This window comes from Methylobacterium sp. M6A4_1b, from assembly GCF_053345175.1.
The window spans coordinates 1-25,535 of the sequence record NZ_JBKEZQ010000014.1; the positions used below are offsets into that span (position 1 = coordinate 1).

The window sequence follows — 25,535 nt, forward strand, 5'->3', positions numbered from 1 at the left end:
CCATGGAGAATTTGGCCCATAGCGCTTCCCTCGCAACATGGTGCTCGACCGTATCACCACACCGCGGGATCAAACACCTAGGCGGAGGCCGTGTGCCCCGCCGCACATGTCGACAGCAAGTCTTCGCGCAACCCTATCCGCCTGACCGCCGTTATGTGGCAGCGCACAATGCGCCATTCGGTTTCCGGACCGTTGATCCACGCGCATGGCTCTATAAGAAGACTTTCCTTTTACAAAGACTATTTGAATTGTCGGCGCTGTGTCGGCCTCCGAGACGCTGCCTGACCCTGCGCCTGAAAAGTTCCTTTTGCTTTAGGCCCGGGACTTGCACCGCTATTCTCAGTGACCATGATTGATTCGTGACTTGTTTCAGATTCGCACAGTCTTCGCATCAGGATGGGACATGGCGCTTCAGATGTTTCATGACCGCATCCCAGCCCCACTCGAGAAACTTCCGATCTTCCGGACACGGCGCGATGTCTGGGCGGCGCTTCTGCCGCGCCGCAGCCGCACCGCCTTTCGCGTCGGCCTCTCGGCCGCGACCGCCATGGCGGAGGTCCTCGTCATCTTCATCGTCGCGGCAGGCATCGATCTCGCCTACCACGCCGCCTTCGACGGCGCGGTGCCGATGGCGGCCCGCAGCGGCAGCTTCGAACTCGCCGCCCTGATCGCGCTGTTCGTCCTGCTGACCAACCTCGTGCGCGAGGACTACAACATCGAGACGCTGCTTTCGCGTCGGCCCCATTTGCGCCGGGCGGCGACGGTCTGGACCGGCGCCTGGGCCATCGTCCTGCTGATCGGCTTCGCCACGAAGACGACCCACGAGTATTCGCGCCTCGTCTCCCTGGGGTTCTTCCTGACCGGCCTGCCGGCGGTGCTGCTGGCCCGCGGGGCGATGCTGCGCGTGGTCCGCAGCGCGGCGGCAACGACGTCCGGCAACACCAACCGGGTCCATCTCGTCGGGTACGAGGAGGATATCGCCCGCTTCTACGCCCACAACGACCCGGAGGCTCTGGGCCTCCGCGTGATCGGGACGAGCTACCTGCGCGCACTCGACCCGGGGGCGGACTCGGCGTCTCGCAGCGCCCAGATGTCGGAGGATCTCGATCTGGCGGTCTCCGTGGTGCGCTTCCTGCGCCCGGACGATGTGTTCATCCTGGTGCCGTGGTCGGAGGCTTCGGACATCGAGCGCTGCATCGATGCATTCCTGCGGGTGCCGGCCGCCCTGCATCTGCGCCCCGGCTCGGTCATGGACCGGTTCCCCGACCTGACCCTCGCCCGGGTCGGCCGCCTCTCGGGCATCAATATCGGGCGCCGCCCGCTGCAGGCCGGTGAGTTGTTCCTGAAGCGCAGCCTCGATCTCGTCCTGGCCCTGGTGGCCCTGGTGCTGCTCAGCCCGCTCTTTCTCGTGGTGGCGGTGCTGGTGAAGATCGATAGCCCAGGCCCGGTGTTCTTCCGCCAGAAGCGCTACGGCTTCAACCAGCAGCCCTTCGGCGTCTTCAAGTTCCGCAGCATGAAGGCGGAGCCGGAAACGGTCTTCAAGCAGGCGACCCGCAACGACAGCCGCATCACGCCGGTCGGCCGGGTGCTGCGCCGCTCGAACATCGACGAGTTGCCCCAACTCATCAACGTCGTGCTCGGCGAGATGTCCCTCGTCGGGCCGCGTCCGCATGCCCTGGCGCATGACCGCAGCTTCGAGAACCGCATCGCGCTCTACGCCCGGCGCCACAACGTGATGCCGGGCATCACCGGCTGGGCGCAGGTGAACGGCCTGCGCGGGGAAACCCTCACCGATCTCGACATGGAGCGGCGGGTCCAGCACGATCTGCACTACATCGACAACTGGTCGATCTGGCTCGATCTGCGGATCATGTTCATGACGGTGTTCTCGCGGCGCGCCTACAAGAACGCGTGCTGAGCCGAATCAGTCCGCACGATCCTCAATCCCCGGCGGATCGGCCGAGACAGGCACCGCACTCGCCCTCGACCTCGAGGATGCGGCTCGTCGGCCTGAAGCCGGCCTTCGCCAGGGTGCGGCCGAGCTGATCCTCGACTTCCGGCGAGGTGGTCTCGTCGATGGTGCCGCAGTTCCGGCAGATGAGAAAGACGAGGCCGGCGCCGTCCGTGTGGGAATGGCCGCAGGACACGAAGGCGTTGCGGCTGGCGATGCGGTGCACGAGCCCGTGCTCGGTGAGAAAGTCGAGTGCCCGGTACACCGACACCGCCGCGACCCGCCGTCCCGGTTCGCTCAGGGCCTCAGCGATGTCGTAGGCGCCCATCGGCCGCGTCTGTCCCGCCACGGCCGCCAGAACGTCGCGGCGCAACCGGGTGAACTGCAGGTCGCGTTCGCGGCACAGGCGCTCCGCCCGGGCGATCGCCTCCGGCGCCCCGCCGCAACCGTGGTCATGCGTCGCCGCATGGTCGTGCATGGTCTGCCCCATGAACCCGGGTTGCTGGAAGGACCCGGCCTGTCGGATGAACCCGGCCCGTTGAACTGCCCGAGTGTTACAGTGTATCACCCCAACATAAGCCGACGCTCCCGTTCGGGCAAATGATCCATCCGTGACCCGACACCCGCGTCCTCCCGTTTCCCCCCGCCCCTCCCTGTTCCAGGCCGGCGCCTCCCTGCGCTTCGCGGTGGCCACGGTGCTGGCCCTGCTGCTCTGGGGCGCGGTCCTCTGGGCCTCCCGATGAGCGCCGAGCTGCCCGGCGCGATCGCGCTCCACGGCCTGACCCTCGGCTACGATCGGCATCCGGCGGTCCATCACCTCGACGGAACCATCCCCCCGGGCGCGCTCCTCGCCCTGGTCGGGCCCAACGGCGCGGGCAAGTCGACGCTCCTGAAGGGCATCGTCGGCGAGATCCCGTGCCTGCAGGGCCGGATCGAGCGACCGGGCCTCGACGACGCCATCGCCTACCTGCCCCAGGCGGCGGAGATCGACCGCAGCTTCCCCCTCAGCGTTCTCGACCTCGTGGCCATGGGCCTGTGGCGCCGCCTCGGTCCCTGGCGCAGCACGCGGCGGCACCAGGCGGCGCTCCTGGAGGCCTTGGCCGCCGTCGGCCTCGCCGGGTTCGAGAAGCGCCTGATCGGCACCCTGTCGGGCGGCCAGTTCCAGCGCGCCCTGTTCGCCCGCCTGATCGTGCAGGATGCCCGCGTGCTCCTCCTCGACGAGCCGTTCACGGGCGTCGACGGACGCACCACCGCCGACCTCCTGGCCCTGGTACGCACCTGGCACGGACAGGGACGCACGATCGTGGCCGCCCTGCACGATCTCGCGCAGGTTCGGAGTCACTTCCCGCAGACTCTTCTCCTCGCGCGAGAGGCGGTGGCCTGGGGAGTGACCGATCGGGTGCTCACGGCTCCGAATCTCGCCCGCGCCCAGAGCCTGTCGGAGGCCTGGGACGAGGATGCGGCGGTCTGCGGTCGCCACGCGGAGACCGGCCCGGCCCACGGCCATGCGCATGGCGCCGCCCATCCGCACACCCACGATCACGGACCTGCCCACGACCGAGACCCCGCGCACGGCAAAAGACCCGCGCACGACCATGGGCATGCCGCGTGATCGATCTCCTGTTCGGACCCTTCGTCGAATTCGGCTTCATGCGCCGGGCGCTGGTCGGCTGCCTCGCCCTGTCGCTCTCGGCCCCGCCCGTCGGCGTGTTCCTGATGCTGCGGCGCATGAGCCTGATGAGCGACGCCATGAGCCACGCGATCCTGCCCGGGGCGGCGGTGGGCTTCCTGGTGGCGGGGCTGTCCCTGCCGGCCATGACCCTGGGGGGCCTCGCCGCCGGCCTCGCCGTGGCGCTGATGGCGGGGCTCGTCACCCGCTCCACCGTGATCAAGGAAGATGCGAGTCTGGCGGCCTTCTACCTGATCTCGCTGGCCGGTGGCGTCCTGCTGGTCTCCCTGCGGGGATCGCAGATCGACCTGCTGCACATCCTGTTCGGCAGCGTGCTCGCCCTCGACGATCCGGCTCTGTGGCTGCTCGGGGGCATCGCCACCGTGACCCTGTTCGGCCTGGCGGCGATCTACCGGCCCCTGGTGATGGAATGCGTCGATCCGCTGTTCCTGCGCACGGTCAGCCGCGCCGGCGCCCCGGTGCACTATGCCTTCCTCGGCCTCGTGGTGATGAACCTCGTGGGCGGGTTCCAGGCCCTGGGGACCCTGCTGGCGGTGGGGCTGATGCTGCTGCCCGCCATCGCGGCGCGGTTCTGGGCTGCGGACCTGTCGGGCATGATCCCGGTCTCGATGCTGATCGCGATGCTGTCGAGCGTGATCGGGCTCAGCGTGTCCTATCAGGCCGATGTCCCGACCGGCCCGGCGATCGTGCTGGCGGCCGGCGCCCTCTATCTCGTTTCGATGATGGTCGGACGCCGGGGCGGGCTCGTGTACCGGCTCGTCCGCGCCCGCCACCTGGAGGCCTGACGGCCGGAATCGCTAGGGCTTCATCGGCCTCAGGATGAACGCCCTAGAGATTGAAGAGGCTCATGAGGCCGGAGATGATGGCGTAGACGAAGCCGGCATTGAGGAGGACGCCCACCGCCCCGATGGCGAGGCCGCCCAGCACCACGACGCCGTCGCGCTCGACGAGTCCGAGGCCGACGAGGCAGATGGCGAGACCGAGGGGAATCTGCCCGACGATCGGCGCGGCGACGATCAGGGCCAGCGACAGCGTGAGCAGGATGAGGCCGATGCCGCGCATGCCGACGGCCGTCTCGAACAGGCTCATGCGCGGGCGCGACCAGTGCTCGAGGCGGCGCAGCAGCGGCACGGCCCGGTTGGCTGCCCGCTCGACGTCGCTGCGGGCGACGGACCGGCGCAGCAGCGCCCGCGGCAGCCAGGGCGAGGCCATGCCGGCCGTGATCTGGATCGCCACCAGCAGCAGCAGGAGCCCGCAGACCAGCGGGATCGGCGGCGGCATCGGCAGGCAGTTGGGCAATCCGAGGATCACGATGAGGAGCGCGAAGGCGCGATCCTTCAGGACGGCGATGATGTCACCGACTGTCAGCCGTTCCCCTTCCTGCTCGGCGAGCACGGTGAGAACCTCGGAAGTTCTGGCAGCAGGTGACAAGAAAGCTCGGCCATTGGCGACTGTCCTGAGCCGGGCTGTAGCCGAGATGGACGCGCAGGCCAAGCGGCGCATCCGCACGCCGGGACGGCCGCGATTCGCGGCGGCCGGACCGGCGGCGGCCGAACGCGACGGGTGCCTCGAACACGCACCGTCAATTTAGAGTTGCCAGATCGAAGATCCGTTTCCGTGAGGTCGCTATTGCTCGGGACCATCAATCTATCGGTTGCGTAGGATGCAACGAAGATTGCCCTATACCCGGATTCTATAGACCGGAGATTGCATTTCCGGCCTGCGTCCGGAAGACTGACGCCTTCTTCGGGGTCGAGGCAGACTGCCCGTGGGACCGACGGCAGGAGATTTTTCGAACCCGGGGCGCGGATCCGCGATCCTTGCCGCCATGGTCGCCTGGTCCGCCTCCGTCCTCGCTGCGCCGGCCCTGGCCTCCTCGCCCGCCTCGGTCCTCCTGTTCGGGAGCCTGGAGGCAAGTCCCTCCGTGTTCGTCACCACGGGCGCGAAGGTGGCGCTGGATCGGCTCGACCGGGCGGGTTTCGTGGCTCTCGGCAGCCTCGGGGGGCAGCGACGCCGGGAAGGCGCCGTCACCCGCGATACCGCGATCGGCGCGGTCGTGCTCGGCTACCAGTGGTTTCACGACTGGGGCGTCGTTGCGGCCTATGCAGGCCCCGAAGGCACGGTGGAGGTGGTGTCGGGCTGCGGCTGCGTCCATGCCCTGCCGCCCCGCTTCGGCCTGCGCCTGCACGGCGAGGTCTGGGCCCGCCCCACCGACGCGACCCTGCTCACCGCCACGCTGATCGCCGGCACCACCCGCATGAGCGCCTGGGGCCGCCTCTCCTGGGGCACCCAGAACTGGGGCACGCAGGGCTGGGGCGCCTATCTCGGACCCGAAATCTCCCTCTACGGGGACGAGATCGGCTACCGGAAATGGAATGTCGGGCTGCACGCCACGGATTTCGCCCTCGGCCGCTTCAGCCTGCGCCTCTCGGCCGGGTTGCAACTCGCCAGCGATCAGGACCCCGGCCCCTATCTCGGCCTCAGCCTCTGGACCCCTTGGTAGCCCCATCCTTTGGTCGGGCCTTGCGCCTGACGGGACGGCGGCCCTCGCCGGAGCGGGGCGGCGCCAGGTCCAGGCGACCCTGCTCGACCGTGGGCGCGGAGGGCGCGGAGGGCGCGGCGTCGAGCCCGTCGAGGAAGCGGGCCGCATCCTCGACGATCGTGGCCCGCTTGGCAGGGTCCATGCGTGCCAGGGTGCGGTAGGGCATGGCGAGGCGGGGATTGTTCGCGAGGCGCTCCGCGTGCCGGATCAGGAAGTCCCAGTAGAGATAGTTGAACGGGCAGGCCGTGGCGCCGGTCTTCTGCGCGACGTCGTAGGTGCAGCCCCGGCAGTAGTCCGACATGCGGTTGATGTAGGCGCCCGAGGCCGCGTAGGGCTTCGAGCCCATCACGCCGCCATCGGCCCAGAGCACCATGCCGTGGACGTTGGGCAGCTCGACCCACTCGTAGGCATCGGCGTAGACGACGAGGTACCATTCCTCGACCTGCGCCGGCGCGATCCCGGCGAGGAGCGCGAAGTTTCCCGTCACCATCAGGCGCTGGATGTGGTGGGCGTAGGCGTGGGTGCGGGTGGTGCCGATGCACTCCCGCAGACAGTTCATCCCGGTCTCGCCCGACCAGTAGAACCACGGCAGGTCGCGGGTGGCCTCGAGGGCGTTCGAGGCCGCGTAGTCCGGCATCCGCGCCCAGTACAGGCCGCGCACGTATTCCCGCCAGCCGAGGATCTGGCGGATGAAGCCCTCGACGCAGTGGAGCGGGGCCTCGCCCGCGCGGTAGGCGCGCTCCGCCGCCCGGCAGACCTCCTCCGGCGTCAGGAGCCCGGCATTCAGCGCAGGCCCGATCAGCGCGTGGTACAGGAACGGCGCGCCCGCGCGCATCGCGTCCTGATAGTCGCCGAAGGCGGGAAGGCCCACGGCGAGGAAGTGCTTGAAGGCCGCGATGGCGTCGGTCCGGGTGACCGGCCAGGCGAAGGCGTCGGTCTCGCCGAAGTGATCGGCGAACTCGGCCTCGACGAGGTCGATGACCTCCCGGGTCACGGCATCCGGCGCAAAGGCGATGCGCTCGGGCAGGACGTGCCCTTTCGGCAGGCCCTTGCGATTCTCGGGGTCGAAGTTCCACCGGCCGCCGACGGGCTCGGCGCCCTCCATCAGCAGGCCGGTCCGCCGGCGCATGCCGCGGTAGAACGTTTCCATGCGCAGGCTCCGGCGATCGCCGGCCCATTCGGCGAACGCCGCGCGCGGACAGAGGAAGCGGTTGTCGTCGCGGATCTCCACCGGCGGCCCGAGATCGGCGCGCCAGCCCTCCATCATCTCCCAGACCCGCCACTCGCCGGGCTCGGTCACGACGACCCGGTCGACCCCGTGGCGCGCGACCGCCCGCGCCAGTTCGCCGGTGAAGCTGCCGGTGTTGTCCGGGGTATCGAGGCGGACGTAGTCGACGGTGATGCCCTCCGCCTCCAGCTCGGCCGCGAAGTGGCGCATCGCCGAGAACAGGAACGCGATCTTCTGTTTGTGATGGCGGACATAGGTCGCCTCCGCCCGGACCTCGACCATCAGCACGACGTCGTGCTCCGGATCGAGATCGGTCAGGGTGGCGATGCGGCGGGTGAGCTGGTCGCCGAGGAGGAAGCGGAGGGTGCGGATGGTCGTCAGGCCCCGTCGTGCCGGCGCAGGCGCGCGCGGGCCGGATTCCGAACCCGGCCGGCGCTTCCGCACCCCGGTCCCTCGGCGACGATGTCCCGCCTCATGCCCGCTCCCAATTCGCTCTCGATCGGGTAGGTATGGCGGAAGCCGGGGACGGGGAGCCGTCGCCGCGCGGGATCGACCGATCCGTGACGTCGCAGGACCGTCGGGAGTCTCATGAAGTTCGCCTTTGCCGGCATCGATTTCCTCGGCGGCGTGTTCGAGGCCCTGACCGGGGCGGGCTGGACGCCGATCAAGCTGTTCACCCGGCCCTGCGACGGGATCTACGACCACAACGAGGCGGTGGTGGCGCAGGCCCGCCGCTACCGCGTGCCGATGCAGATCTCGCGGATGCAGCCGGAGGACCTCGCCGGACTCGCGCAGGCGCACGGCCGGGACTGGGCCCTGGTGGTGGCCGGCTATCCCTGGCTGATCCGGGGCTGGCGCGGCCAGGCGGCCTACGCGCTGAATTTCCACCCCTCCCCGCTTCCCCTCGGCCGCGGGCCCTACCCGCTCTTCAGGGCGATCAGCGACGGGCAGCCGGAATGGGGCGTCACCGCCCACGTCCTGGCCGAGGACGGCTTCGACACCGGCGACATCCTGGCCCAGGAGCGCTTCCCGCTCACCCCCCTGGAATCGCACGAGACCCTGCTCGCCAAGTGCCAGATGGCGGCACGCCGCATCGCGGCCGGCCCCGTCGCCCGGGAACTTCCCGCCATCTGGAGAACGCCGGCTCCCCAGGGCACCGGCTCCTACTGGCCGCGGGTCACGGATGCCGACCGGACCCTCGACTTCCGGTCCGAGGTCGAGGCGATCCTGCGCCGCGTCCGCGCCTTCGGCACGATCGAGACGATCGCCCGGGTCGGCGAATCCCGCGTCTACGTGGCGGCCGCCGAGGGCTGGCGGGAGGCGCACCGCCATTCGCCTGGGACGGTGGTGCAGCGCTATCGCCGCCACGTCGTCATCGCCGCTCGCGACGGCTACATCCAGCTCAACCGCTGGAGCCCCGTCCCGGCCAGCGAGGCCGGCCAGCTCGGGCGGTAGTCTGCCCTATATGGACGCGACATCTCCCTAGAAGCGATCGAGCAGATCCCATGGCGCGGATGCGCAAGAAGGCCGACCTCCCCACCAAGGTCTGCGTCCAGTGCGGCAAGCCGTTCGCGTGGCGCAAGAAGTGGGAGCGGGTCTGGGACGAGGTCCGCTACTGCTCGGACCGGTGCCGGGCCGAGGCCAAGCGCGCCCCGGCGCGGGCGGCGGCGCAGGACTGACCCGCCTCAGCCGAGGACGGCGAGGCCATCCGGCGTATCCACGTCCTGGGTGACGCCCGCATCCATCGCGCATTCGAGCACGTCGTCGCGTCCGGCGAGCAGGCGCCCCGCCCCCTGGTCGCCGGAGAGGGCGGTGAGCGCCGGCGCCAGGAGCCTCACGTTCAGGAGCACCGGGTTTCCGCGCCGGCCCGCATGGATCGGCACGACGGCGGACGGAACCCCGCCCGCGTCGCGGAAGGCTTCGGCCAGGCCCGTCAGGTGGCGGGCGGTCACGCGCGGCATGTCGCCGAGCAGCACGATCGCGCCCGCCACCTCTGCCGGCAGGGCCGCCAGACCGGCCTGAAGCGAGGTCGCGAGCCCGTCGGCATAGGCCGGGTTCACGACCCGGACGAGATCGAGCCCGTCGAGGGCGGCGCCGACCCGGTCGGCGTGGGCGCCGAGCACCGCCACCACAGGGCCGAGCCTGGAGTCGATGGCGGCCTCGGCCCCGTGGCGCACGAGCGCCCGGCCGGCCAAGGGCTGCAGCAGCTTCGGTGCCGGCCCGAAGCGGGTTCCCCGCCCGGCCGCGAGGAGGATGAGACCGAGTTCAGGCATCGTCCTCAGGCATCCTCGTCGCCCGGGTCGCCGCCGGAGCGGGGCTGGGGCCGCGACACGATCTCCATGAGGAGCCCGCCCACCCCCAGGGCGACGATGTCGGCCCGGGTCACGGCCAGCCCGGCGAGCAGCCGGTGCAGCACCCAGTCGAAGCCGTTCTCCTTGGGCGAGCGCGCGCAGCCCGGCGCGCCGATGACCGGAACCGCGGCGACCCGTCCGACCAGGAGAAGATTACCCGGGTCGACCGGCATGCCGAGATGGTCCACATGCCCGTCCGCCGCCTCGATCGCGGCGGGAATCACGTCGCGCCGGTCGGCGATGGCCGAGGCGCCGAACACCACCACCAACTCGGCGCGATCCTCCGCGACCGCCGCGCGGATCGCGTCGGCCACCGCCTCCCGGCGATGGGGCACACGGGCCTCGGCGACGAGCTCCGCGCCCGTGGGGAGGAGGCGGTGGCGCAGGTTGGCGAGCGTCTTGTCGATGGTCGCGGGCTTGAGTCCAGGCAGCAGGGTCGAGACCACGGCGACCCGGGTCAAGCGGTAGGGCGCGACGGCGAGCGCGCCCGCGGGCGCGGCGCGGCAGGCCCGCTCGAGGGCCGCGCCCGGGACCGCATAGGGGATGATCTTGACCGTGGCGACCATCTCGCCGGCCACCACGGGCTTGTAGGGCGCGAGCGTGGCCACCGTGATCGCCTCGTCTGTGCCGTTGACGGCGTCGATGGCGGCCCGGTCGATCTGCAGGAGTCCGGCGGTCGCCGCATGCATGTTGCAGCGGCCGGTGAAGGGCGGCTCGCGGTGCAGATGCGCGCCCGCGAGATGCGCGGCGAGGCGCTCGGCCGCCGCATCCTCGGCCACGTCGCCCGGCTCCAGGGTGACGGCCACGAGCTCGGACAGGCCGGCGGCGGCGAGGCGCGCGGCGTCCTCGGCCGGGATCACCCGGCCCTTGCGCAGGGTCACGTCGTGGGACCGCACCGTATGGGCCGCGATCAGCCCGGCGGCCTCGCCGGTGGGGACGGCGCCGAACTTCACGCGGCGGCTCCAGCTGGGGGCGTCCGCTGCGCGGCGATGATCTGCGCCAGGATCGAGACGGCGATCTCGGCCGGGCTGACGGCCTGGATGGGAAGGCCGATCGGCGCCGCGATCCGCCCGATCTCGGCCTCCGAGAACCCGGCCTGGGCGAGACGGGCGACGCGGGCCGCGTGGGTTTTTCGCGAGCCGAGGGCGCCGACGTAGAAGCAGCCGGCCCGGAGCGCCGCCGCCAGGGCGGGGTCGTCGATCTTCGGGTCGTGGGTCAGGGCTGCCACCGCGCAGTAGCGATCGAGGGGCGGGACCGGCCCCGCCAAAGCGTCGTCCGGCCATTCGGCGACGAGATCGATGCCCGGGAACCGCTCCGGCGTCGCGAAGGCGGTGCGCGGATCGATGACGGTGACGGCCAGGTCGAGGGCGCGCGCCATCGGGCACAGGGCCTGGCTGATATGCACGGCACCGATGACCACCAGCCGCACCGGGGGCGCCTGCACCGTGAGGAAGACGGAGCGCCCGCCCACTTCAGCGAGGCCGCTCTTGCCGGAGGCGAGATGGCGGGCGAGGAGGTCGGCCAGGGGATCGCCGGCGATCTTGGCCTCGCGCACCACGCGCTGCACACCGCCGTCGAGCTCCGTCACCAGGATGGCGGCCCGGCGCGCGGCGCGCTCGGCATTGAGGATCGCGAGGGTTTCGAGCTGCATGGCGGCGCCTCAGGCCACGGGCTCGACGAAGACGCGGATGCGCCCGCCGCAGGACAGGCCGACCCGCCAGGCGGTCTCGTCGGCCACACCGAACTCGATCACCCGCGCCTGACCGTCGGCGATCGCCTCCAGGCCTTCGGTGATCACCGCGCCCTCGACGCAGCCGCCGGAGACCGAGCCGAGGAAATTGCCCTCGCCGTCGACCACGAGATGGCTGCCCACCGGCCGCGGCGCCGAGCCCCAGGTCTCGATGACGGTGGCGAGCGCCACCGCGCGACCCTCGCGCCGCCAGGCTTCGGCCGCGCCGAGGATGTCGTTGTCGGTGGAAAGCATGGCCCTGACGAACTCCGGCGCGGACTCGGACCCGCTGCGTGGAACATGGATGGAAACCCGGGAGAAGCAGGTAAGGTCCCGCGCAGCCGTGGCAATGCGAGCTGCGCGGCGCCGACATCCGGGGCGTGACTTCCCGCACCGACCGGGCACCCCTATCGTGGGCCCACGCCACCTGCCTCGATGGACCCCGCGCCCCGATGCCCAGCCTCCGTGCCCCCGCCTGCGCCATCGCTTTCTCCGGCCTGCTGATGGGTTCGACCTCCGGCTCCGTGCAGGCCCAGGTCCGGATCGGGCTGTCGGCCCCGCTCACCGGCCCGGATGCCGCCTTCGGAGAGGGGCTGCGGCTCGGGGCCGAACGGGCGGTGGCCGATCTGAACCGGGCCGGCGGCGTCAACGGGCAGCGCCTCGTCCTCGTGGTGGCCGACGATGCCGGCGACGGCAAGCAGGGCCAGGCCGTCGCCCGGCGCTTCGCCGCCGAGCGGATCGGCCTCGTCGTCGGCCCCTTCGGAGCGGGCGTCGCGGGCCTGGCCATCCCGGTCTACGAGGAAGCCGGCATCGTCGCGGTGACGCCGGGCACCGGCTATCCCGGGCTGACGGCCAAGGGCCTGTGGAACGTGTTCCGCACCGTGCCGAACGAAGCCGAGCAGGGGCGGCTCGCCGGCGCCTACCTCCTCGGCCGTCATGGCGGCCAGCGCATCGGCCTCGTGCACGACAAGAGTCCCTTCGGGCGCGGCCTCGCGGAGGGCGTGAGCCGCGCCCTGAAGGCCGCCGGCCAGCCGGAGGCCGCCTTCGAGACCATGACCCGCGGCGAGCGGGACGTCTCCGGGCTGGTCGCGCGCCTGAAACGGGCGCGGGTCGAGGCCGTGTATTTCGGGGGGCTCGCGCCGGATGCCGCCGTGCTCCTGCGCGGCCTGCGCGACGCCGGCGTGACCGCGCCCCTGGTGGGCAGCGACGGCCTCCTCGACCCGGCCTTCCCACAGGCGGCCGGCCCGGCGGCCGAAGGCACGGTGATGACCCTGACGCCCGAGCCGCCCAGGCTGCCAGAGTCGAAGCTGCCCGACGCGAAAGCCGCCAGGGTGCCGCGCACCCCGGAGGCGAACGCCGTGGCCGCCCAGGCCTACGCGGCCGTCGAGGTCCTGCGCCAGGGCATCCTCGGCGCCGGATCGGGAAACGGCCGGGCGGTGGCCGCCTACCTGCACCAGGGCCGTTCCCTGCGGACGATTCTCGGCGATCTCGCCTACGATACCGGGGGCGACCTCAAGCCCGATCCCCGCCGCCCGGCCACCATCCTGCAAGCCTGGAAGCGGACTCCGGACGGGCGGATCGACTTCGCCGGCAACGACGTCACGCCCTGAGACGGCCCTGCAGCCGTCGGCGGCACGCCCGGACGCGAACCGCATCGATCTCGCGGGCGGCGATGCGCGAAACGGCGCGCCGAATCTTGGTCTTGTCGAATCCTTGCCGAATCCTCGCGGAATGCTCGGGCGGATCGTGCCGGCCTGATCACCGGCCTGCATCGGGAAAAGCTTGCTTCCGGCCGGCCCGGACATTATGTCGGGGCGACGCTCGCCGGTGTTGCGCATCCGATGGGATTGGACCCGCCGCCCGCCGCGTTTTGCCGAACGGCTTCGTTTTGTGTCCCGGGTCGCCCCTTTCAGGCCGTCCGGCTGGAGAGTGTGGATGGCGAAAGAAGAGTTGATGCAGTTCGACGGTCTCGTGATCGAGATCCTGCCGGACGCGCGCTACCGCGTGCAGCTCGATCAGGGCCACGAGATCGTGGCCTACACGGCCGGCAAGATGAAGAAGAACCGCATCAAGACTCTGGCCGGCGACCGTGTCACCGTCGAGATGTCTCCCTACGACCTGGAGAAGGGTCGCCTCGTGTTCCGGCACAAGGACGAGCGCTCCGCCGGTCCGCGTCCGCCGATGCGCGGCCAGTTCCGCCGCCGCTGATCCGCTGATCGTCCCGCCAATGCCTCCCCCGATGCGGGAGGCATTGCTGTTTCGGGCTCGATGGTGCGCGTCGTCGCGCCGCCGACGACTTCGGACCTACTTCCCGAACCGCTCGAATTTCGGGAAGCTCCGGGTCATCAGCGTGCCGGCCTCGGCCCGGTGGCCGATCCACTTCTCCAGGATGCCCGCATGGGCGAGCCGCGCCTCGCCGCCCGCCTCCCGCCAGGGCAGGCCCTCGGCGAGGGTGAAGACGTGGGCGTCGGTGAGCGTGGTCTGGCGGCAGCGCTGCAGGCGGACGCCCTTGCCGCGCACCATCTCGGGCAATTCGCTCAAGGGGAAGACCAGCATCAGCCGGTCGGCGCTGCACACCGCCACGTGGTCGCCCGCCGCCGGCACCAGCACGGCCGCGGTGGCCGGGGCGTCGAGACCCATGATGCCCTTGCCCTTGCGGGTGTTGGCGACCAGCGCGTCGGCCGGCGCCAGGAAGCCGCGTCCGTCCGTGGCCGCCAGGAGCACCTTCGCCCCGGGCTGGTAGGGCATGGCCGCCACGATCTCGGTGCCGTCGTCGAAATCAACCATCAGGCGGATCGGGTCGCCGAAGCCGCGCCCGCCCGGCAGCTTGGCGGCCTCCAGGGTGAACACCTTGCCGTTCGAGGCGAGCACCAGGATCTTGGCGGTGGTCTCGCTCGGGAAAGCGAGCTTGAGGCCGTCATCGCCCTTGAAGGCGACGCCGGACAGGTCGGCGACATGGCCCTTGAGGGCCCGGATCCAGCCCTTGTTGGAGACGATCACGGTGATCGGCTCGCGCTCCACCATGGCGGCGGCGAAGTCGATGCCGGCGGTGTCGGGCGGGTTCTCGAGGGTGGTGCGCCGGGCGCCGATTTTGGTCTCGGGCCCGAAGGTCTTCTTCACCGCGCGGATCTGCTTGGTGATGTCGGCCCATTGCAGCTTGTCGGAGCCGAGCAGGCCCTCGATCCCGTCCTTCTCCAGCGTCAGCGCGTCGAGTTCGCGCTTCATCTCCATCTCCTCGAGCTTGCGCAAGCTACGCAGGCGCGTGTCGAGGATGGCGTTGGCCTGGATCTCGGTCAGGTCGAAGCGCTTCATCAGGGCGGGCTTCGGCTCGTCCTCCTCGCGGATGATGCGGATCACCTCGTCGAGGTCGAGATAGACAATGAGCAGGCCGCCGAGGATCTCCAGGCGGCGGTCGATCTGGCCGAGACGGTGGCGCGAGCGGCGCTGGAGCACGACGCGGCGGTGGTCGAGCCACTCGCGCAGGGCCTCGGCGAGTCCGATGACGCGGGGCACGAGCCCGCCCACCAGCACGTTCATGTTGAGCGAGATGCGCGATTCGAGCTCGGTGAGCCGGAACAGCGATTCCATCAGGATGACGGGGTCGACGTTGCGGGCGCGCGGCTCCAGCACGATGCGCACGTCCTCGGCCGATTCGTCGCGCACATCGGCCAGCAGCGGCAGCTTGCGCTCCTGCAGCAGCTCGGCGAGCTTCTCGATCAGGCGCGCCTTCTGCACGCCGTAGGGAATCTCCGTGACCACGATGGTCCAGGTCCCGCGCCCCAGATCCTCCTTGGTCCAGCGCGCACGCACGCGGAAACCGCCGCGCCCGGTGCGGTAGGCCTCGGTGATCGATTCGGCGCTGTCGATCAGGATGCCGCCGGTGGGGAAGTCCGGCCCCTTCACGAAGGTGAGGAGCTGGGCGGAGGTCGCCTCCGGATGGGTGATGAGGTAGAGCGCCGCGTCGCAGAGCTCGGCCGCGTTGTGGGGCGGGATCGAGGTCGCCATGCCGACCGCAATGCCCTGGCTGCCATTGGCGAGCAGGTTCGGGAAGGCGGCGGGGAGCACCACCGGCTCCTCCTCCTGCCCGTCGTAGTTCGGGCGGAAATCCACCGAATCGTCGTCGAGGCCTTCGAGGAGGAGGCGCGCCACCTCCGTCATCCGGGCCTCGGTGTAGCGTTGCGCCGCGGCGTTATCGCCGTCGATGTTGCCGAAATTGCCTTGCCCGTCGACGAGCGGATAGCGCTGCGCGAAGTCCTGCGCCATGCGCACCAGGGCGTCGTAGGCCGCCGTGTCGCCGTGCGGGTGATACTTGCCGATGACGTCGCCGACGATGCGGGCGCATTTCTTGAAGGCCGAGGTCGGATCGAGCTTCAGGAGCCGCATGGCGAACAGGATGCGGCGATGGACGGGCTTGAGCCCGTCGCGGGCATCGGGCAGCGCCCGGTGCATGATCGTCGAGAGCGCGTAGGCGAGGTAGCGATCCTCCAGCGCGGTCTTCAGCTCGACGCTCTCGATGCCATCGGGATTCGATGGCGGCTCGAAGGGCTGGCCCATCACGAACTCCCGGGCCGCAACCGACCCATATCAGAACAAAACACGAACGGAATTTAGGCGTTCCGCGTGCCCAATGCAACGAAGCGTGCGCGCGCCTCGGGCACGGGGATCGCGCGCGGTCCCCAGATGTGCTGGTCGAGGAAATACCCCGTCAAGGTAAACCCCTCGGTAACGTCCCGGGCGTTCGGCGTCATCGGCAAGGACGCGCCGGGGTCCCGCGCACGCAGGAAGCCGGGGAGCGCCAGCAGCCGATCGCGGAACGGCTCGCCGGCCGAGGCGCTCACCGCCCGCCCGCTGCGTGGCGAGACGTAGATCAGGGCGTCGTTGCCCCCCGTGGCGGCGCAGGCGGCGAGGTCGAGCCCGAAGCCGAGTTCGGCCAGGATGGCGAGCTCGAAGCGCACCATCAGCGGCGGGGCGATGTCGGGGTCGTGCAGGTGCGCGACGAGGAGGCCGGCGGCCTCGAACAGTTCGGAATGGGACTCGCGCTCGGGCAGCAGGCGGAGCAGGCCGGCGAGGTGGCTCATGCCGTAGAGGGCGAGCCCGGAGCCCATCAGCCGGGCGGCGACGGATTCGACCGGCTCGACCGCGAAGGCGCCAAGGCTCTCGTCGAGGCGCGCCCGCCAGGTGGCCTGGACCCGGTTGCCGGCCTGGAGGACCGGCTGCATCCGGCGCGAGCGGCCGCCATGCACGAGCCCGAGATGGCGGCCGTGCTCGCGGGTCATGAGTTCGAGGATGACGCTGGTCTCGCCCTGGCGGCGCAGGCCGAGAACCAGGGCCTCGTCGGTCCATTGCATGGCCGTGTCTTACGGCGCCGCCGGGGGGATGCAAGGGCGACGCGACGAACGCGGTTGCAGACGAAGCGCAGTTCCCGCAGCGCGCGATCTCGTCTAGACTCGGTGCGTCGCCGAATCGAGGTCGCCCGCAATGTCCCGTCCCGTGCCCGCACGCCACGGCATCTGCCCTCGAACCCTCGCCACCCTGCTGACCCTCGCCCTCGCCGGCTGCGGTCCCCGGGCGCCGGTCCCGACTCCCGCCGCGACCGCTCCGATCCGGGAGCGCCTCGCCGCCCTCGCGCTGAGCCGGACCGAGTTCGGTTCGGTCTCGCTGATCCCGGTCCGCTTCGTGCAGAGCCGGGTCTCCGGGCCCTTCCTCGACGAGGGCCGCACGCTCTACTGCGTGTCGAGCCGGATGCGGGGGCGCACCTTCGGCAAGGCGGAGCGGGTCAAGATCGTCATCCAGGAGAAGGCCGGGGTCCTGGCCGTCATCGACGAGGACACGGAGGCCTGCGACCACCATCGCACCGAGCCGCTGCCCGAGCTCGAGGCGATGGCGGCAGGCAGGACCTGAAGGCGAGACCCCGCTTCGAGAACCGGCCTCGAGACCGTCGGCCCCGGGAGGGTCCGATCTCGCGAAGGGCGCGTCTTGCGCCGCGGGCCACCCGGTGGTTCGCTGCGGCCATGCCGGACCCGTCCCTCGACCTGACCCTCGACCTGATCGCCCGCGCCCATCCCACGCCGGTGGCGGACGACGCCACCGCCCTCGCCCTGATGACCGATGCCGAGTTGGCGCCGGGCCTCGCGGCCGCCTTCGCCGCCCGGCCGCTGCCGGCGGAGGGGCTCTGGGTGTTCGGCTACGGCTCGCTGATCTGGCGCCCGGAATTCACCTATTCGGAGCGCCGGGTCGGCACCGTCCACGGCTACCACCGGCGCTTCTGTCTCCTGCAGAGACGCTTCCGCGGCAGCGCCGACAATCCAGGCCTGGTCCTGGCCCTCGACGAAGGCGGGTCCTGCGAGGGCGTCGCCTTCCGGCTCACCGGTGACGAGGCCGCCGAGACCCTGCTGCCGGTCTGGCGCCGCGAGATGCGGGGCAACGGGTACATCGGGCGCTGGGTGACGGTGGAGACGGCGGAGGACCCGATCCAGGCGCTCACCTTCGTAGTGAACCCGGACAGCGACCGCTACACCGGCCCGATCTCGGACGCCGCGATCGCCGACCGGATCGCCTCCGGGGCCGGCCATCTCGGCCCCAGCGCCGAGTACCTGTTCCGCACGGTCTCCGCCTGCCTCGCGGAGGGGATCCGGTGCCCGCACCTGCTGATTCTGCAGGGGATGGTGGCCGAGCGGCTCAGGGCGCGGCTTCCCGCCGGACCGGTCACGCGCGACGCCGCAGGCCGTGACCTCGGATCGCCCTGAAGCGACATTCCGTGAGACTATACGTGTCGCGACAGGATATCGATTGAACTAAAACAGCTCAGAGAACCCGAACAGACAGGTTCGTCTCCGATTTCACACTTATTTATAGGTTCGTGCATACAGATGAGAGGCTAAACGCCTCCCCCGATCGGACCACGTCTATGAAACTCGGTATCCGCGCTCGCCTCTATGCAGGTTTCGGCAGTCTGATCGTCATCGCCGGCGGAATCGGCCTCACCTCTCAGTATCAGCTCGGCTCCGTCTCGGAGGATTACGCCCGGCTCACCCGTCTCGAGGAGGGGGCACGCAACGTCTTCTCGGTGAACGGCCTCGGAGAACGTCTCTCCGGCCAAGCCCTGGAATTCCAGGCGAACCAGAAGCCCGATCAGGTCGGTCAGATGGAGCAGACGCGCCAGGCCATCACCATCCTCCTTCAGCGTCAGGTCGACATCGCCGTCTCCGAGGAGCGACGCGCGATCTATGCCGGCATGCGCGACGAGTCCGCCGCTCTGAAGGACGATATCCAGCGCCTCGGCCAAGCCGGCCAGGCCCTGGCCGAGAGCAAGGCCAAGCTGTTCAAGACCGGCGACGAGCTGACGCGCGCGACCGGCCAGCTGGTGGCCGGCATCCGGCAGGACGGATCGGCGACGCTGGTCACCCAGGCCGCGAACGTCGACAGCGCGGTGCTGCTGATGCGGGTCGCGAACTGGCGGTTCCTGGCCACCCGCGACGCGCAGGGTCCGGCGACCTTCACCGCGCTGAGCCTGAAGGCGGATGCCGCCCTCAAGACGTTGCGGGATCTCGATACGGGCGGCGAGTTCGCGCGACCGATCCGCCAGCTTCAGGACACGGTCACTGCCTATATCGGGGCCTTCAATGCCGCCGCCGCCGGGCTGGAGGCGATGCGGACCGCCTACGACGACAACCTCAAGCCGCATGCGACGAACCTGATGCAGACCGGGCTGGGCGTCCGGGCGAAGATCGAGGCGGCAGTCTCCGAGATCACCGCCGCCACTCATGTGAGCGTCGACCGCGCCCGCACCCTGCAGATGGGTCTCGTCGCCCTGGCGCTGGCGCTCGGCGCCGCCCTCGCCTTCCTGATCGCGCGCAGCATCATCGGTCCGATCTCGGGCATGACGGGGGCGATGAGCCGCCTCGCCGCCGGCGAGACGGCGGTCGCCGTGCCATCGCAGGACGCGGTGGACGAGATGGGCGAAATGGCCAAGGCCGTCGACGTGTTCCGGCAGAACGCCATCGCGCGCATCGAACTGGAGGCGCAGCAGGTCGCCGCGCAATCGGCGCGCCAGCGCCGGGCGGACCGGGTCGACGGGCTCGTCCAGCGCTTCGAGCACACCATTTCGGGTGCGATCGGCATCGTCACGTCCGCGGCGACCGAGCTCGACGCGACGGCGCGCTCGATGACCCAGGTGGCCGAGAGCACCAACGGCCAGGCCGTCGCCTCCAGCGCCGCCGCCGAGGAGACCTCGGCGAACGTGCAGACCGTGGCGGCGGCCGCGGAGGAGATGGTCGCCTCCCTGCAGGAGATCGAGCGCCAGGTTCAGCAATCCAATGCGGCCGCCGGTGCCGCCGCCCGCGACGCGGAGGCGACGGACGTCGCCATGGGCAGCCTGATGCAGGCCGCCGACCGCATCGGCGAGGCCGTGACGATGATCTCCAGCATCGCCGGGCAGACGAACCTGCTGGCCCTCAACGCCACCATCGAGGCGGCCCGCGCCGGGGAGGCGGGCCGAGGCTTCGCGGTGGTGGCGGCCGAGGTCAAGGAACTCGCGGGCCAGACCGCGCGGGCCACCGACCAGATCGGCGGCCAGATCACGGCGATCCAGCAGGCCACGGCCCAGGCCGTCGCGGCGATCCGCCAGATCGGCCAGACCATCGTCTCCGTGAACGCGATCACCGAGAGCATCGCCGCGACGGTGGTGGAGCAGACCGCGGCCACCGGCGAGATCTCCCGCAACGCGGCCGAAGCGGCGCGCGGCACCCAGGACGTCTCGATGAACGTCGCCCGGGTCCTGGCCTCCTCCGGCGAGACCGGTTCGGCGGCCCAGCAGGTCCTGATGGCGGCGGGCGAACTCTCGGTCCAGTCGGTGAACGTGCGCCAGGAGGTCGAAGGCTTCCTCGCGGCCATCCGCGCCGCGTGAGGCACCCAAGTCGGTCGGGCCATCGGCCCGGCCGATCCGAGGCCCCGTCCCGGAGAGCCGGGACGGCCCCTCAGTTCACCTCCACCTGCACCACCCCCGGCACGGCCCGGAGCGCCCCGGCGATCTGGGGCGTGGCCTGGTAGCGGCCCGGCAGCTTGACCTCGACCTCGCGCTCGCCGTCGAGGAGGAGGATGAGGGAGACTTCGCCCTCCCCGCGCACCTGGAGGCGCTGCTGCACCGAGGGGATCGGGCGCTCGTCGCGCAGATAGACGCGCATGCCCTTCTGGTGGCGGGCCACCGCCACGTCGAGGGGCTCGGCGGTCATGATGCGGGCGCGCACGTCCTCGCCCTCCAGGTTGGCCTGGAGCTGGAGCACCAGGGGGCGCCCCGGCTCCAGGATCTCGCGGTACTGGCCGAGGCCTTCCGAGAAGATGATCGCCTCGAAATGCCCGGTCTGGTCGGACAGGATGACGATGCCGAGCTTGTTGCCGGTCTTGGTCCGGCGCTCCGAGCGGTCGAGGACCGAGGCCGCGACGCGGCCCACGCTGGTGGTGCCGGCGCGCACCGCCCGGCAGAACTCGGCCCAGGTCTGGACCCGCAGCTTGCCGAGGAGGTCGCCGTACTCGTCCAGCGGATGGCCCGAGAGGAAGAATCCGATCGCGTCGTATTCCTTCTTCAGCTTGTCGGCCATCGGCCAGGGATCGTAGGGCGGCACCCGCAGGGTGACGTCGGCCGCGGTGATCCCGCCGAACATGTCGTCGATGCCGGTGCTGGCCGCCTCCGCGGCCCCTTGCGCGAGCTTCATCATCGGCTCGATGGCGGCACAGGCCCGGGCGCGATCCGGCTCGATGGTGTCCATGGCCCCGGCCGCCACGAGGTTCTCCAGGGTGCGCTTGTTGAGCATGCGCGGGTTGAGGCGGCGGGCGAGGCAAGCGAGATCCTTGAAGGGCCTGTCGCCTCGGGCCTCGATCAGGGCCTCGACCGCTCCACGGCCGACGCCCTTGATCGCCGCGAGCGCGTAGTGGATGCGGCCGTCCCGGACCTCGAAGCCGACGCCGGAGGTGTTGATCGAGGGCGGCTCGACGGTGATCTTCAGGCGCTGGGCGTCCTGGCGGAACTCGGCGAGCTTGTCGGTGACGTCGATGTCGAGTTGCATCGCGGCGGCCAGGAACTCCACCGGATGGTTCGCCTTCAGGTAGGCGGTCTGGTAGGTCAGCAGGGCGTAGGCGGCGGCGTGTGACTTGTTAAAGCCGTAATCGGCGAACTTCGCGAGCAGGTCGAAGATCTCGTTCGCCTTGGCCTTGGTCAGGTCGCGCTCGATGCAGCCCTTCACGAAGCGGTCGCGCTGGGCGTCCATCTCGGCCTTGATCTTCTTGCCCATGGCGCGGCGGAGCATGTCGGCCTCGCCGAGCGAGTATCCGGCGAGCACCTTGGCCACCTCCATCACCTGTTCCTGGTAGACGATGATGCCGAAGGTCTCCTTGAGGATCGGCTCCAGCTTCTCGTGCGGGTACCAGCTCGCCTCGTTGCCGGCGTCGCGGCCGAGCTTGCGCTCGCAATAGACCGGGATGTTGGCCATCGGGCCGGGGCGGTAGAGCGCCACCAGGGCGATGATGTCCTCGAAACGGTCGGCCTGCATCTCGACCAGCGCCTTGCGCATGCCGGCCGATTCCACCTGGAACACGCCCACGGTCTCGCCGCGCTTCATTGGGACGTAGGTCTTGGGATCGTCGAGGGGCAGCGAGGCGAGGTCGACGATGATGCCGCGTTTGGCCAGGAAGTCGGTGCAGCAGCGCAGCAGGGTCAGCGTCTTCAGGCCGAGGAAGTCGAACTTCACGAGGCCGGCGGCCTCGACCCACTTCATGTTGAACTGGGTCACCCGCATGCCGGTCTTCGGGTCGCGGTAGAGCGGAACGAGCTGTTCGAGCGGACGGTCGCCGATCACGACGCCGGCGGCGTGGGTCGAGGCGTGCCGGTGAAGGCCCTCGAGCTTCTTCGAGATCTCCATGAGGCGGGCGACGATCGGCTCCTCCTCGATCGCCTGCTGGAGCTTCGGCTCGCCCTCGATGGCCTGGACCAGGGTGACGGGGTTGGCCGGGTTCTGCGGCACGAGCTTGGTCAGCTTGTCGACCTGCCCGTAGGGCATCTCCAGGACGCGGCCGACGTCGCGCAGCACGCCGCGGGCCAGCAGCGTGCCGAAGGTGATGATCTGCGCCACCTGCCGCTCGCCGTAGCGCTGCTGCACGTATTGGATCACGCGCTCGCGGCCCTCGACGCAGAAGTCGATGTCGAAATCCGGCATCGAGACGCGCTCGGGATTGAGGAAGCGCTCGAAGAGCAGGCCGAAGCGGAGCGGGTCGAGATCGGTGATGAGGAGCGACCAGGCCACCAGGGAGCCGGCGCCGGAGCCGCGGCCGGGGCCCACCGGGATGTCGTGGTCCTTGGCCCACTTGATGAAGTCCGACACGATCAGGAAGTAGCCGGGAAACTTCATGCCGACGATGACGTCGAGCTCGAAGGCGAGACGGTCGCGGTAGACCTGCTCGGTCATGCCGGGCGCGGTGCCGTGCTGGGCGAGGCGCCGTTCGAGGCCGGCTTGCGCCTGCCGGCGCAGCTCCGCCGGCTCGTCGAGGGGCGCCGCCGCCTCCACCTCGGGCGCGGTCGCGTCGAGGGCGGCGACGACGCCGAAATTCGGCAGGATGGGCTTGCGGGTGCGGACGCGATAGGCGCAGCGCATGGCGATCTCGATCGTCGCGTTGAGCGCATCGGGCAGGTCGGCGAAGAGCGCGGCCATCTCGGCCCGGGTCTTGAAGCCGTGGCGCGGGGTCAGCTTGCGGCGGCGGTCGTCCGAGACGAGGCGGCCATCCGCGATGGCCAGCAGGGCGTCGTGGGCGTCGTAATCGCTGTCCTTGGCAAAGAACGGCTCGTTGGCCGCAACCACCGAGAGGCCATTCGAATCGGCCAGCCGCAGCAATTCCCGCTCGACGATGCGCTCGTCGGCAAGGCCGTGGCGCAGGATCTCGACGTAGAGGCTGTCCTCGCCGAAGGCCGCGCGCAGCTGCGCCAGGCGGCCGGCGGCGAGTTCGGCCCGGCCCATCCTGAGGGCGCCGTCGAGAGGCCCCGAGGAGCCGCCGGTCAGGGCGATCAGGCCGGCGCTCGACTCGGCGAGCGCCTCGACGGTGACGCGGGGGGCGTCGCCCAGAGGGACGTCGAAATAGGCCCGGCTCGCCAGCCGCAGCAGGTTGCCGTAGCCGGCCTCGTCCTGGGCCAGCACCACGATGTTGGCGGTTCCGGCCTGAGCCTGCCCGACGCGCGCCATCGGGTCGGGGGCCTCGAAGGCCACGGTGAGCTGGAGGCCGGGGATCGGCTGGATGCCGGCGCCGGCGGCTTTTTCCGAGAATTCCAGCGCGCCGAACAGGTTGTTGGTGTCGGTGAGCGCCAGGGCCGGCTGCCGGTCGGCCAGTGCCGCCTTCACGATGTCGCCGACCTTCAGGGCGCCTTCGAGCAGGGAGAAGGAGGAATGGACGTGAAGGTGGACGTAAGCCGGGTCTTTGAGGATGCGCGCCATGAGACCAACAGCCCGAGTCGGGGTTTCCATTCCATGAGAAACCGGCGCCCAGGCACGTTTCTCTGTGGACCGCGCGGCCCCTGTGACTCCGCCGCAACGCTATCGCAAGGGCGCCAATGCGACAGCCCAGGCGGCGATGGACATCGCCAGGAGCCCGAAGGCCATGAACTCGACCGCACCCGTCAGGATCATCCGCTTGAACATGGGCATCGCCTTTCGTTGATGCCCCGATTTTTGTTCTTGTTTTGTTCTTTGTAAAGGCGAAATCAGAGCCGGTGAAGAACAGGGTGAACCGATCGTTAAGCCCCAGGACGACGCTCGATCGTCGTAGTGCCGGCGGCGCTGGAGGATCTTGAGAGCCCGCTCCGCCCCCTGCCCGGCGACCCGGTGGACCAGTCGATGCTCTCCGGTGATCCGGCGCGACCACCAGCCCTTGAGATCGCCCTTCAGGGGCTCTGGCGTGCCGATGCCCTGGAACGGGTTTCGCCACGCCTGACCGTCACGTCGTTGATGCGCTGGAGCGTCGTGCGGTCGGTCGCCCGCCGGTGCCGGTGATCGTCCCGGGCGTGGTCCGACCAGACCAGCGTCACGGCTGGATCAGGCCCCGCTCCGTCCCGCCGCCGGCGTCGAGCTGCGCCATCGCCTCCGCGGGCCGGCGGGCATGGGCGGGCGTTCCCGTGAGGTGAAGGGTCTCGCAGGCTCTCGAACTCGGCCAGCGGCAGGATCACCACGTCTTCGTGGTTCTGTCGCGTGACGCCCAGTTCGGTGCGGTCGGTCTCGACGCGATCGAAATGGGTCGCGATCTACGGGGGCGTCGGGACACGAGGACCGCCGGCCATCGAGCCCGGTCCCCTCAGGGCAGCTGCTCGATCAGCCCGTCCCGGATCGTCACCCGCCGGTCCATGCGGGCGGCCAGATCCATGTTGTGGGTGGCCACGAGGGCGGCGAGTCCGGAAGCGCGCACCAGCGAGACCAGGATGCCGAAGACGTGGGCCGCGGTGTGCGGGTCGAGGTTGCCGGTGGGCTCGTCGGCGAGCAGCAGGCGGGGTCCGTTGGCCACCGCGCGGGCGATGGCGACGCGCTGCTGCTCGCCGCCCGAGAGCTCGGACGGCCGGTGCAGGAGGCGCTCCTTCAGGCCGAGGAAGCTGAGGAGTTCGCTCGCCCTCAGCTTGGCCTCGCGCTGCGAGAGCCCGCGGATGAGCTGCGGCATGACCACGTTCTCAAGAGCCGAGAACTCGGGCAGGAGATGGTGGAACTGGTAGACGAAGCCCATCTCCTCGCGGCGCAGGCGGGTGCGCTCGGCATCCACCATCGCGGCGGTGGGATTGCCGCCCACGTAGATCTCGCCGCCATCGGGCCGTTCCAACAGGCCGGCGAGATGCAGGAGCGTGCTCTTGCCGGCGCCCGAGGGCGCCACGAGGGCGACGAGCTCGCCCGGCCAGATCGCGAAATCCGCCTGCCGCAGGATCTCGAGGGCGCCGATCCCTTGCGCGTAGCGCCGCTCCACCTTGGCGAAGAACAGGGCCGGGACCGGCTGCGCGCCGGGCGCCTCGGCTTTCGTGGTCATGGAT

The 25,535-nt window shown here is 70.4% G+C and carries 23 protein-coding genes and 1 pseudogene; 12 read left to right on the forward strand and 12 right to left on the reverse strand.

The genetic code is table 11. The annotated features are described in order from the left end of the window. Positions 1-415 precede the first annotated feature (415 nt). Positions 416-1,918 carry an exopolysaccharide biosynthesis polyprenyl glycosylphosphotransferase gene (locus ACLBWX_RS14665; RefSeq protein WP_447677861.1) on the forward strand — a complete coding sequence of 501 codons (1,503 nt, stop codon included), beginning with the start codon at positions 416-418 and terminating at the stop codon, positions 1,916-1,918. 22 nt (positions 1,919-1,940) lie between these two features. On the opposite strand, the gene ACLBWX_RS14670 is transcribed toward ACLBWX_RS14665, so the two are convergent. Further along, complete coding sequence (locus ACLBWX_RS14670; RefSeq protein WP_447677862.1) at positions 1,941-2,429, reverse strand: Fur family transcriptional regulator; 489 nt, start codon at positions 2,427-2,429, stop codon at positions 1,941-1,943. A 133-nt stretch (positions 2,430-2,562) separates the two neighbouring features. On the opposite strand from ACLBWX_RS14670, the gene ACLBWX_RS14675 reads away from it, so the two are divergent. From ACLBWX_RS14675 to ACLBWX_RS14685, 3 genes are read left to right on the forward strand one after another with little or no spacing between them, the layout of a single operon-like run. Further along, positions 2,563-2,694 carry a hypothetical protein gene (locus ACLBWX_RS14675; RefSeq protein ID WP_447677773.1) on the forward strand — a complete coding sequence of 44 codons (132 nt, stop codon included), beginning with the start codon at positions 2,563-2,565 and terminating at the stop codon, positions 2,692-2,694. Beyond that, on the forward strand, positions 2,691-3,563 hold the full coding sequence (locus ACLBWX_RS14680) for a metal ABC transporter ATP-binding protein (RefSeq protein ID WP_447677774.1): 873 nt from the start codon (positions 2,691-2,693) through the stop codon (positions 3,561-3,563). The genes ACLBWX_RS14675 and ACLBWX_RS14680 overlap by 4 nt, the downstream gene beginning before the upstream one ends. A 38-nt stretch (positions 3,564-3,601) precedes the next feature. Further along, positions 3,602-4,426 carry a metal ABC transporter permease gene (locus tag ACLBWX_RS14685; RefSeq protein ID WP_447677863.1) on the forward strand — a complete coding sequence of 275 codons (825 nt, stop codon included), beginning with the start codon at positions 3,602-3,604 and terminating at the stop codon, positions 4,424-4,426. Between the two features lie 43 nt (positions 4,427-4,469). Here ACLBWX_RS14685 and ACLBWX_RS14690 read toward each other — a convergent pair whose 3' ends face one another. Then, positions 4,470-5,072 (reverse strand): exopolysaccharide biosynthesis protein, encoded by a 603-nt coding sequence (locus ACLBWX_RS14690; RefSeq protein ID WP_447677775.1) that lies wholly within the window; start codon positions 5,070-5,072, stop codon positions 4,470-4,472. A 397-nt stretch (positions 5,073-5,469) separates the two neighbouring features. Between ACLBWX_RS14690 and bcsS the strand changes: the two genes are divergently transcribed. After that, positions 5,470-6,144 (forward strand): cellulose biosynthesis protein BcsS, encoded by a 675-nt coding sequence (bcsS, locus tag ACLBWX_RS14695; protein ID WP_447677776.1) that lies wholly within the window; start codon positions 5,470-5,472, stop codon positions 6,142-6,144. Here bcsS and ACLBWX_RS14700 read toward each other — a convergent pair. Then, positions 6,122-7,783, reverse strand: a complete 1,662-nt coding sequence (locus ACLBWX_RS14700) for a cryptochrome/photolyase family protein (protein WP_447677864.1) — start codon at positions 7,781-7,783, stop codon at positions 6,122-6,124. The two genes, bcsS and ACLBWX_RS14700, sit on opposite strands and share 23 nt — an antisense overlap. 216 nt (positions 7,784-7,999) lie before the next feature. Here ACLBWX_RS14700 and ACLBWX_RS14705 point away from each other — a divergent pair, with 216 nt between their 5' ends. Beyond that, positions 8,000-8,866, forward strand: coding sequence for a formyltransferase family protein (locus ACLBWX_RS14705; RefSeq protein ID WP_447677777.1), 867 nt, complete (start codon positions 8,000-8,002; stop codon positions 8,864-8,866). A 50-nt stretch (positions 8,867-8,916) separates the two neighbouring features. Next, positions 8,917-9,090, forward strand: coding sequence for a DUF2256 domain-containing protein (locus tag ACLBWX_RS14710; protein WP_447677778.1), 174 nt, complete (start codon positions 8,917-8,919; stop codon positions 9,088-9,090). Between the two features lie 6 nt (positions 9,091-9,096). Here the strand turns inward: ACLBWX_RS14710 and ACLBWX_RS14715 are convergent, their stop codons facing one another. The 4 genes from ACLBWX_RS14715 to ACLBWX_RS14730 are packed head-to-tail and all read right to left on the reverse strand — an operon-like array spanning position 9,097 to position 11,746. Further along, positions 9,097-9,684, reverse strand: a complete 588-nt coding sequence (locus ACLBWX_RS14715; protein WP_447677779.1) for a nucleotidyltransferase family protein — start codon at positions 9,682-9,684, stop codon at positions 9,097-9,099. A gap of 5 nt (positions 9,685-9,689) precedes the next feature. Beyond that, positions 9,690-10,715, reverse strand: coding sequence for a molybdopterin-binding protein (locus tag ACLBWX_RS14720; protein ID WP_447677780.1), 1,026 nt, complete (start codon positions 10,713-10,715; stop codon positions 9,690-9,692). Further along, on the reverse strand, positions 10,712-11,413 hold the full coding sequence (locus tag ACLBWX_RS14725; protein WP_447677781.1) for an XdhC family protein: 702 nt from the start codon (positions 11,411-11,413) through the stop codon (positions 10,712-10,714). Before ACLBWX_RS14725 ends, ACLBWX_RS14720 begins: the two co-directional genes overlap by 4 nt. A 9-nt stretch (positions 11,414-11,422) precedes the next feature. Next, the gene (locus ACLBWX_RS14730; protein ID WP_056466075.1) at positions 11,423-11,746 is read right to left on the reverse strand and encodes an XdhC family protein; all 324 of its coding nucleotides are present in this window, start codon (positions 11,744-11,746) and stop codon (positions 11,423-11,425) included. A 197-nt stretch (positions 11,747-11,943) separates the two neighbouring features. Between ACLBWX_RS14730 and ACLBWX_RS14735 the strand changes: the two genes are divergently transcribed. Both ACLBWX_RS14735 and infA read left to right on the forward strand, forming a co-directional pair. After that, complete coding sequence (locus ACLBWX_RS14735) at positions 11,944-13,101, forward strand: branched-chain amino acid ABC transporter substrate-binding protein (RefSeq protein ID WP_447677782.1); 1,158 nt, start codon at positions 11,944-11,946, stop codon at positions 13,099-13,101. A 325-nt stretch (positions 13,102-13,426) separates the two neighbouring features. After that, positions 13,427-13,699, forward strand: a complete 273-nt coding sequence (gene infA, locus ACLBWX_RS14740; protein WP_055947419.1) for a translation initiation factor IF-1 — start codon at positions 13,427-13,429, stop codon at positions 13,697-13,699. Positions 13,700-13,795: 96 nt separating this feature from the next. Here the strand turns inward: infA and parC are convergent, their stop codons facing one another. Beyond that, positions 13,796-16,045, reverse strand: coding sequence for a DNA topoisomerase IV subunit A (gene parC / locus ACLBWX_RS14745; protein ID WP_447677783.1), 2,250 nt, complete (start codon positions 16,043-16,045; stop codon positions 13,796-13,798). Positions 16,046-16,098: 53 nt separating this feature from the next. After that, a complete protein-coding gene (gene recO, locus ACLBWX_RS14750; protein WP_447677784.1) occupies positions 16,099-16,839 on the reverse strand; it encodes a DNA repair protein RecO in 741 nt (246 codons plus the stop codon). Positions 16,840-16,969: 130 nt separating this feature from the next. Between recO and ACLBWX_RS14755 the strand changes: the two genes are divergently transcribed. The 3 genes from ACLBWX_RS14755 (at position 16,970) to ACLBWX_RS14765 (ending at position 20,396) form a co-directional block, all read left to right on the forward strand. Then, on the forward strand, positions 16,970-17,392 hold the full coding sequence (locus ACLBWX_RS14755; protein WP_447677785.1) for a hypothetical protein: 423 nt from the start codon (positions 16,970-16,972) through the stop codon (positions 17,390-17,392). 110 nt (positions 17,393-17,502) lie between these two features. Then, the gene (locus ACLBWX_RS14760) at positions 17,503-18,237 is read left to right on the forward strand and encodes a gamma-glutamylcyclotransferase (protein ID WP_447677786.1); all 735 of its coding nucleotides are present in this window, start codon (positions 17,503-17,505) and stop codon (positions 18,235-18,237) included. A gap of 161 nt (positions 18,238-18,398) precedes the next feature. Continuing rightward, complete coding sequence (locus ACLBWX_RS14765; protein ID WP_447677787.1) at positions 18,399-20,396, forward strand: methyl-accepting chemotaxis protein; 1,998 nt, start codon at positions 18,399-18,401, stop codon at positions 20,394-20,396. Between the two features lie 70 nt (positions 20,397-20,466). On the opposite strand, the gene dnaE is transcribed toward ACLBWX_RS14765, so the two are convergent. The 3 genes and pseudogenes from dnaE to ACLBWX_RS14780 form a co-directional block, all read right to left on the reverse strand. Next, entirely contained in the window at positions 20,467-23,964 is a 3,498-nt protein-coding gene (dnaE, locus tag ACLBWX_RS14770) for a DNA polymerase III subunit alpha (RefSeq protein ID WP_447677788.1), read from the reverse strand. A gap of 387 nt (positions 23,965-24,351) precedes the next feature. After that, a pseudogene (locus ACLBWX_RS14775) lies at positions 24,352-24,543 on the reverse strand (type II toxin-antitoxin system YoeB family toxin); the annotation flags it as partial. Between the two features lie 274 nt (positions 24,544-24,817). Beyond that, the gene (locus tag ACLBWX_RS14780; RefSeq protein ID WP_447677789.1) at positions 24,818-25,531 is read right to left on the reverse strand and encodes an ABC transporter ATP-binding protein; all 714 of its coding nucleotides are present in this window, start codon (positions 25,529-25,531) and stop codon (positions 24,818-24,820) included. Between the last annotated feature and the right edge of the window lie 4 nt (positions 25,532-25,535).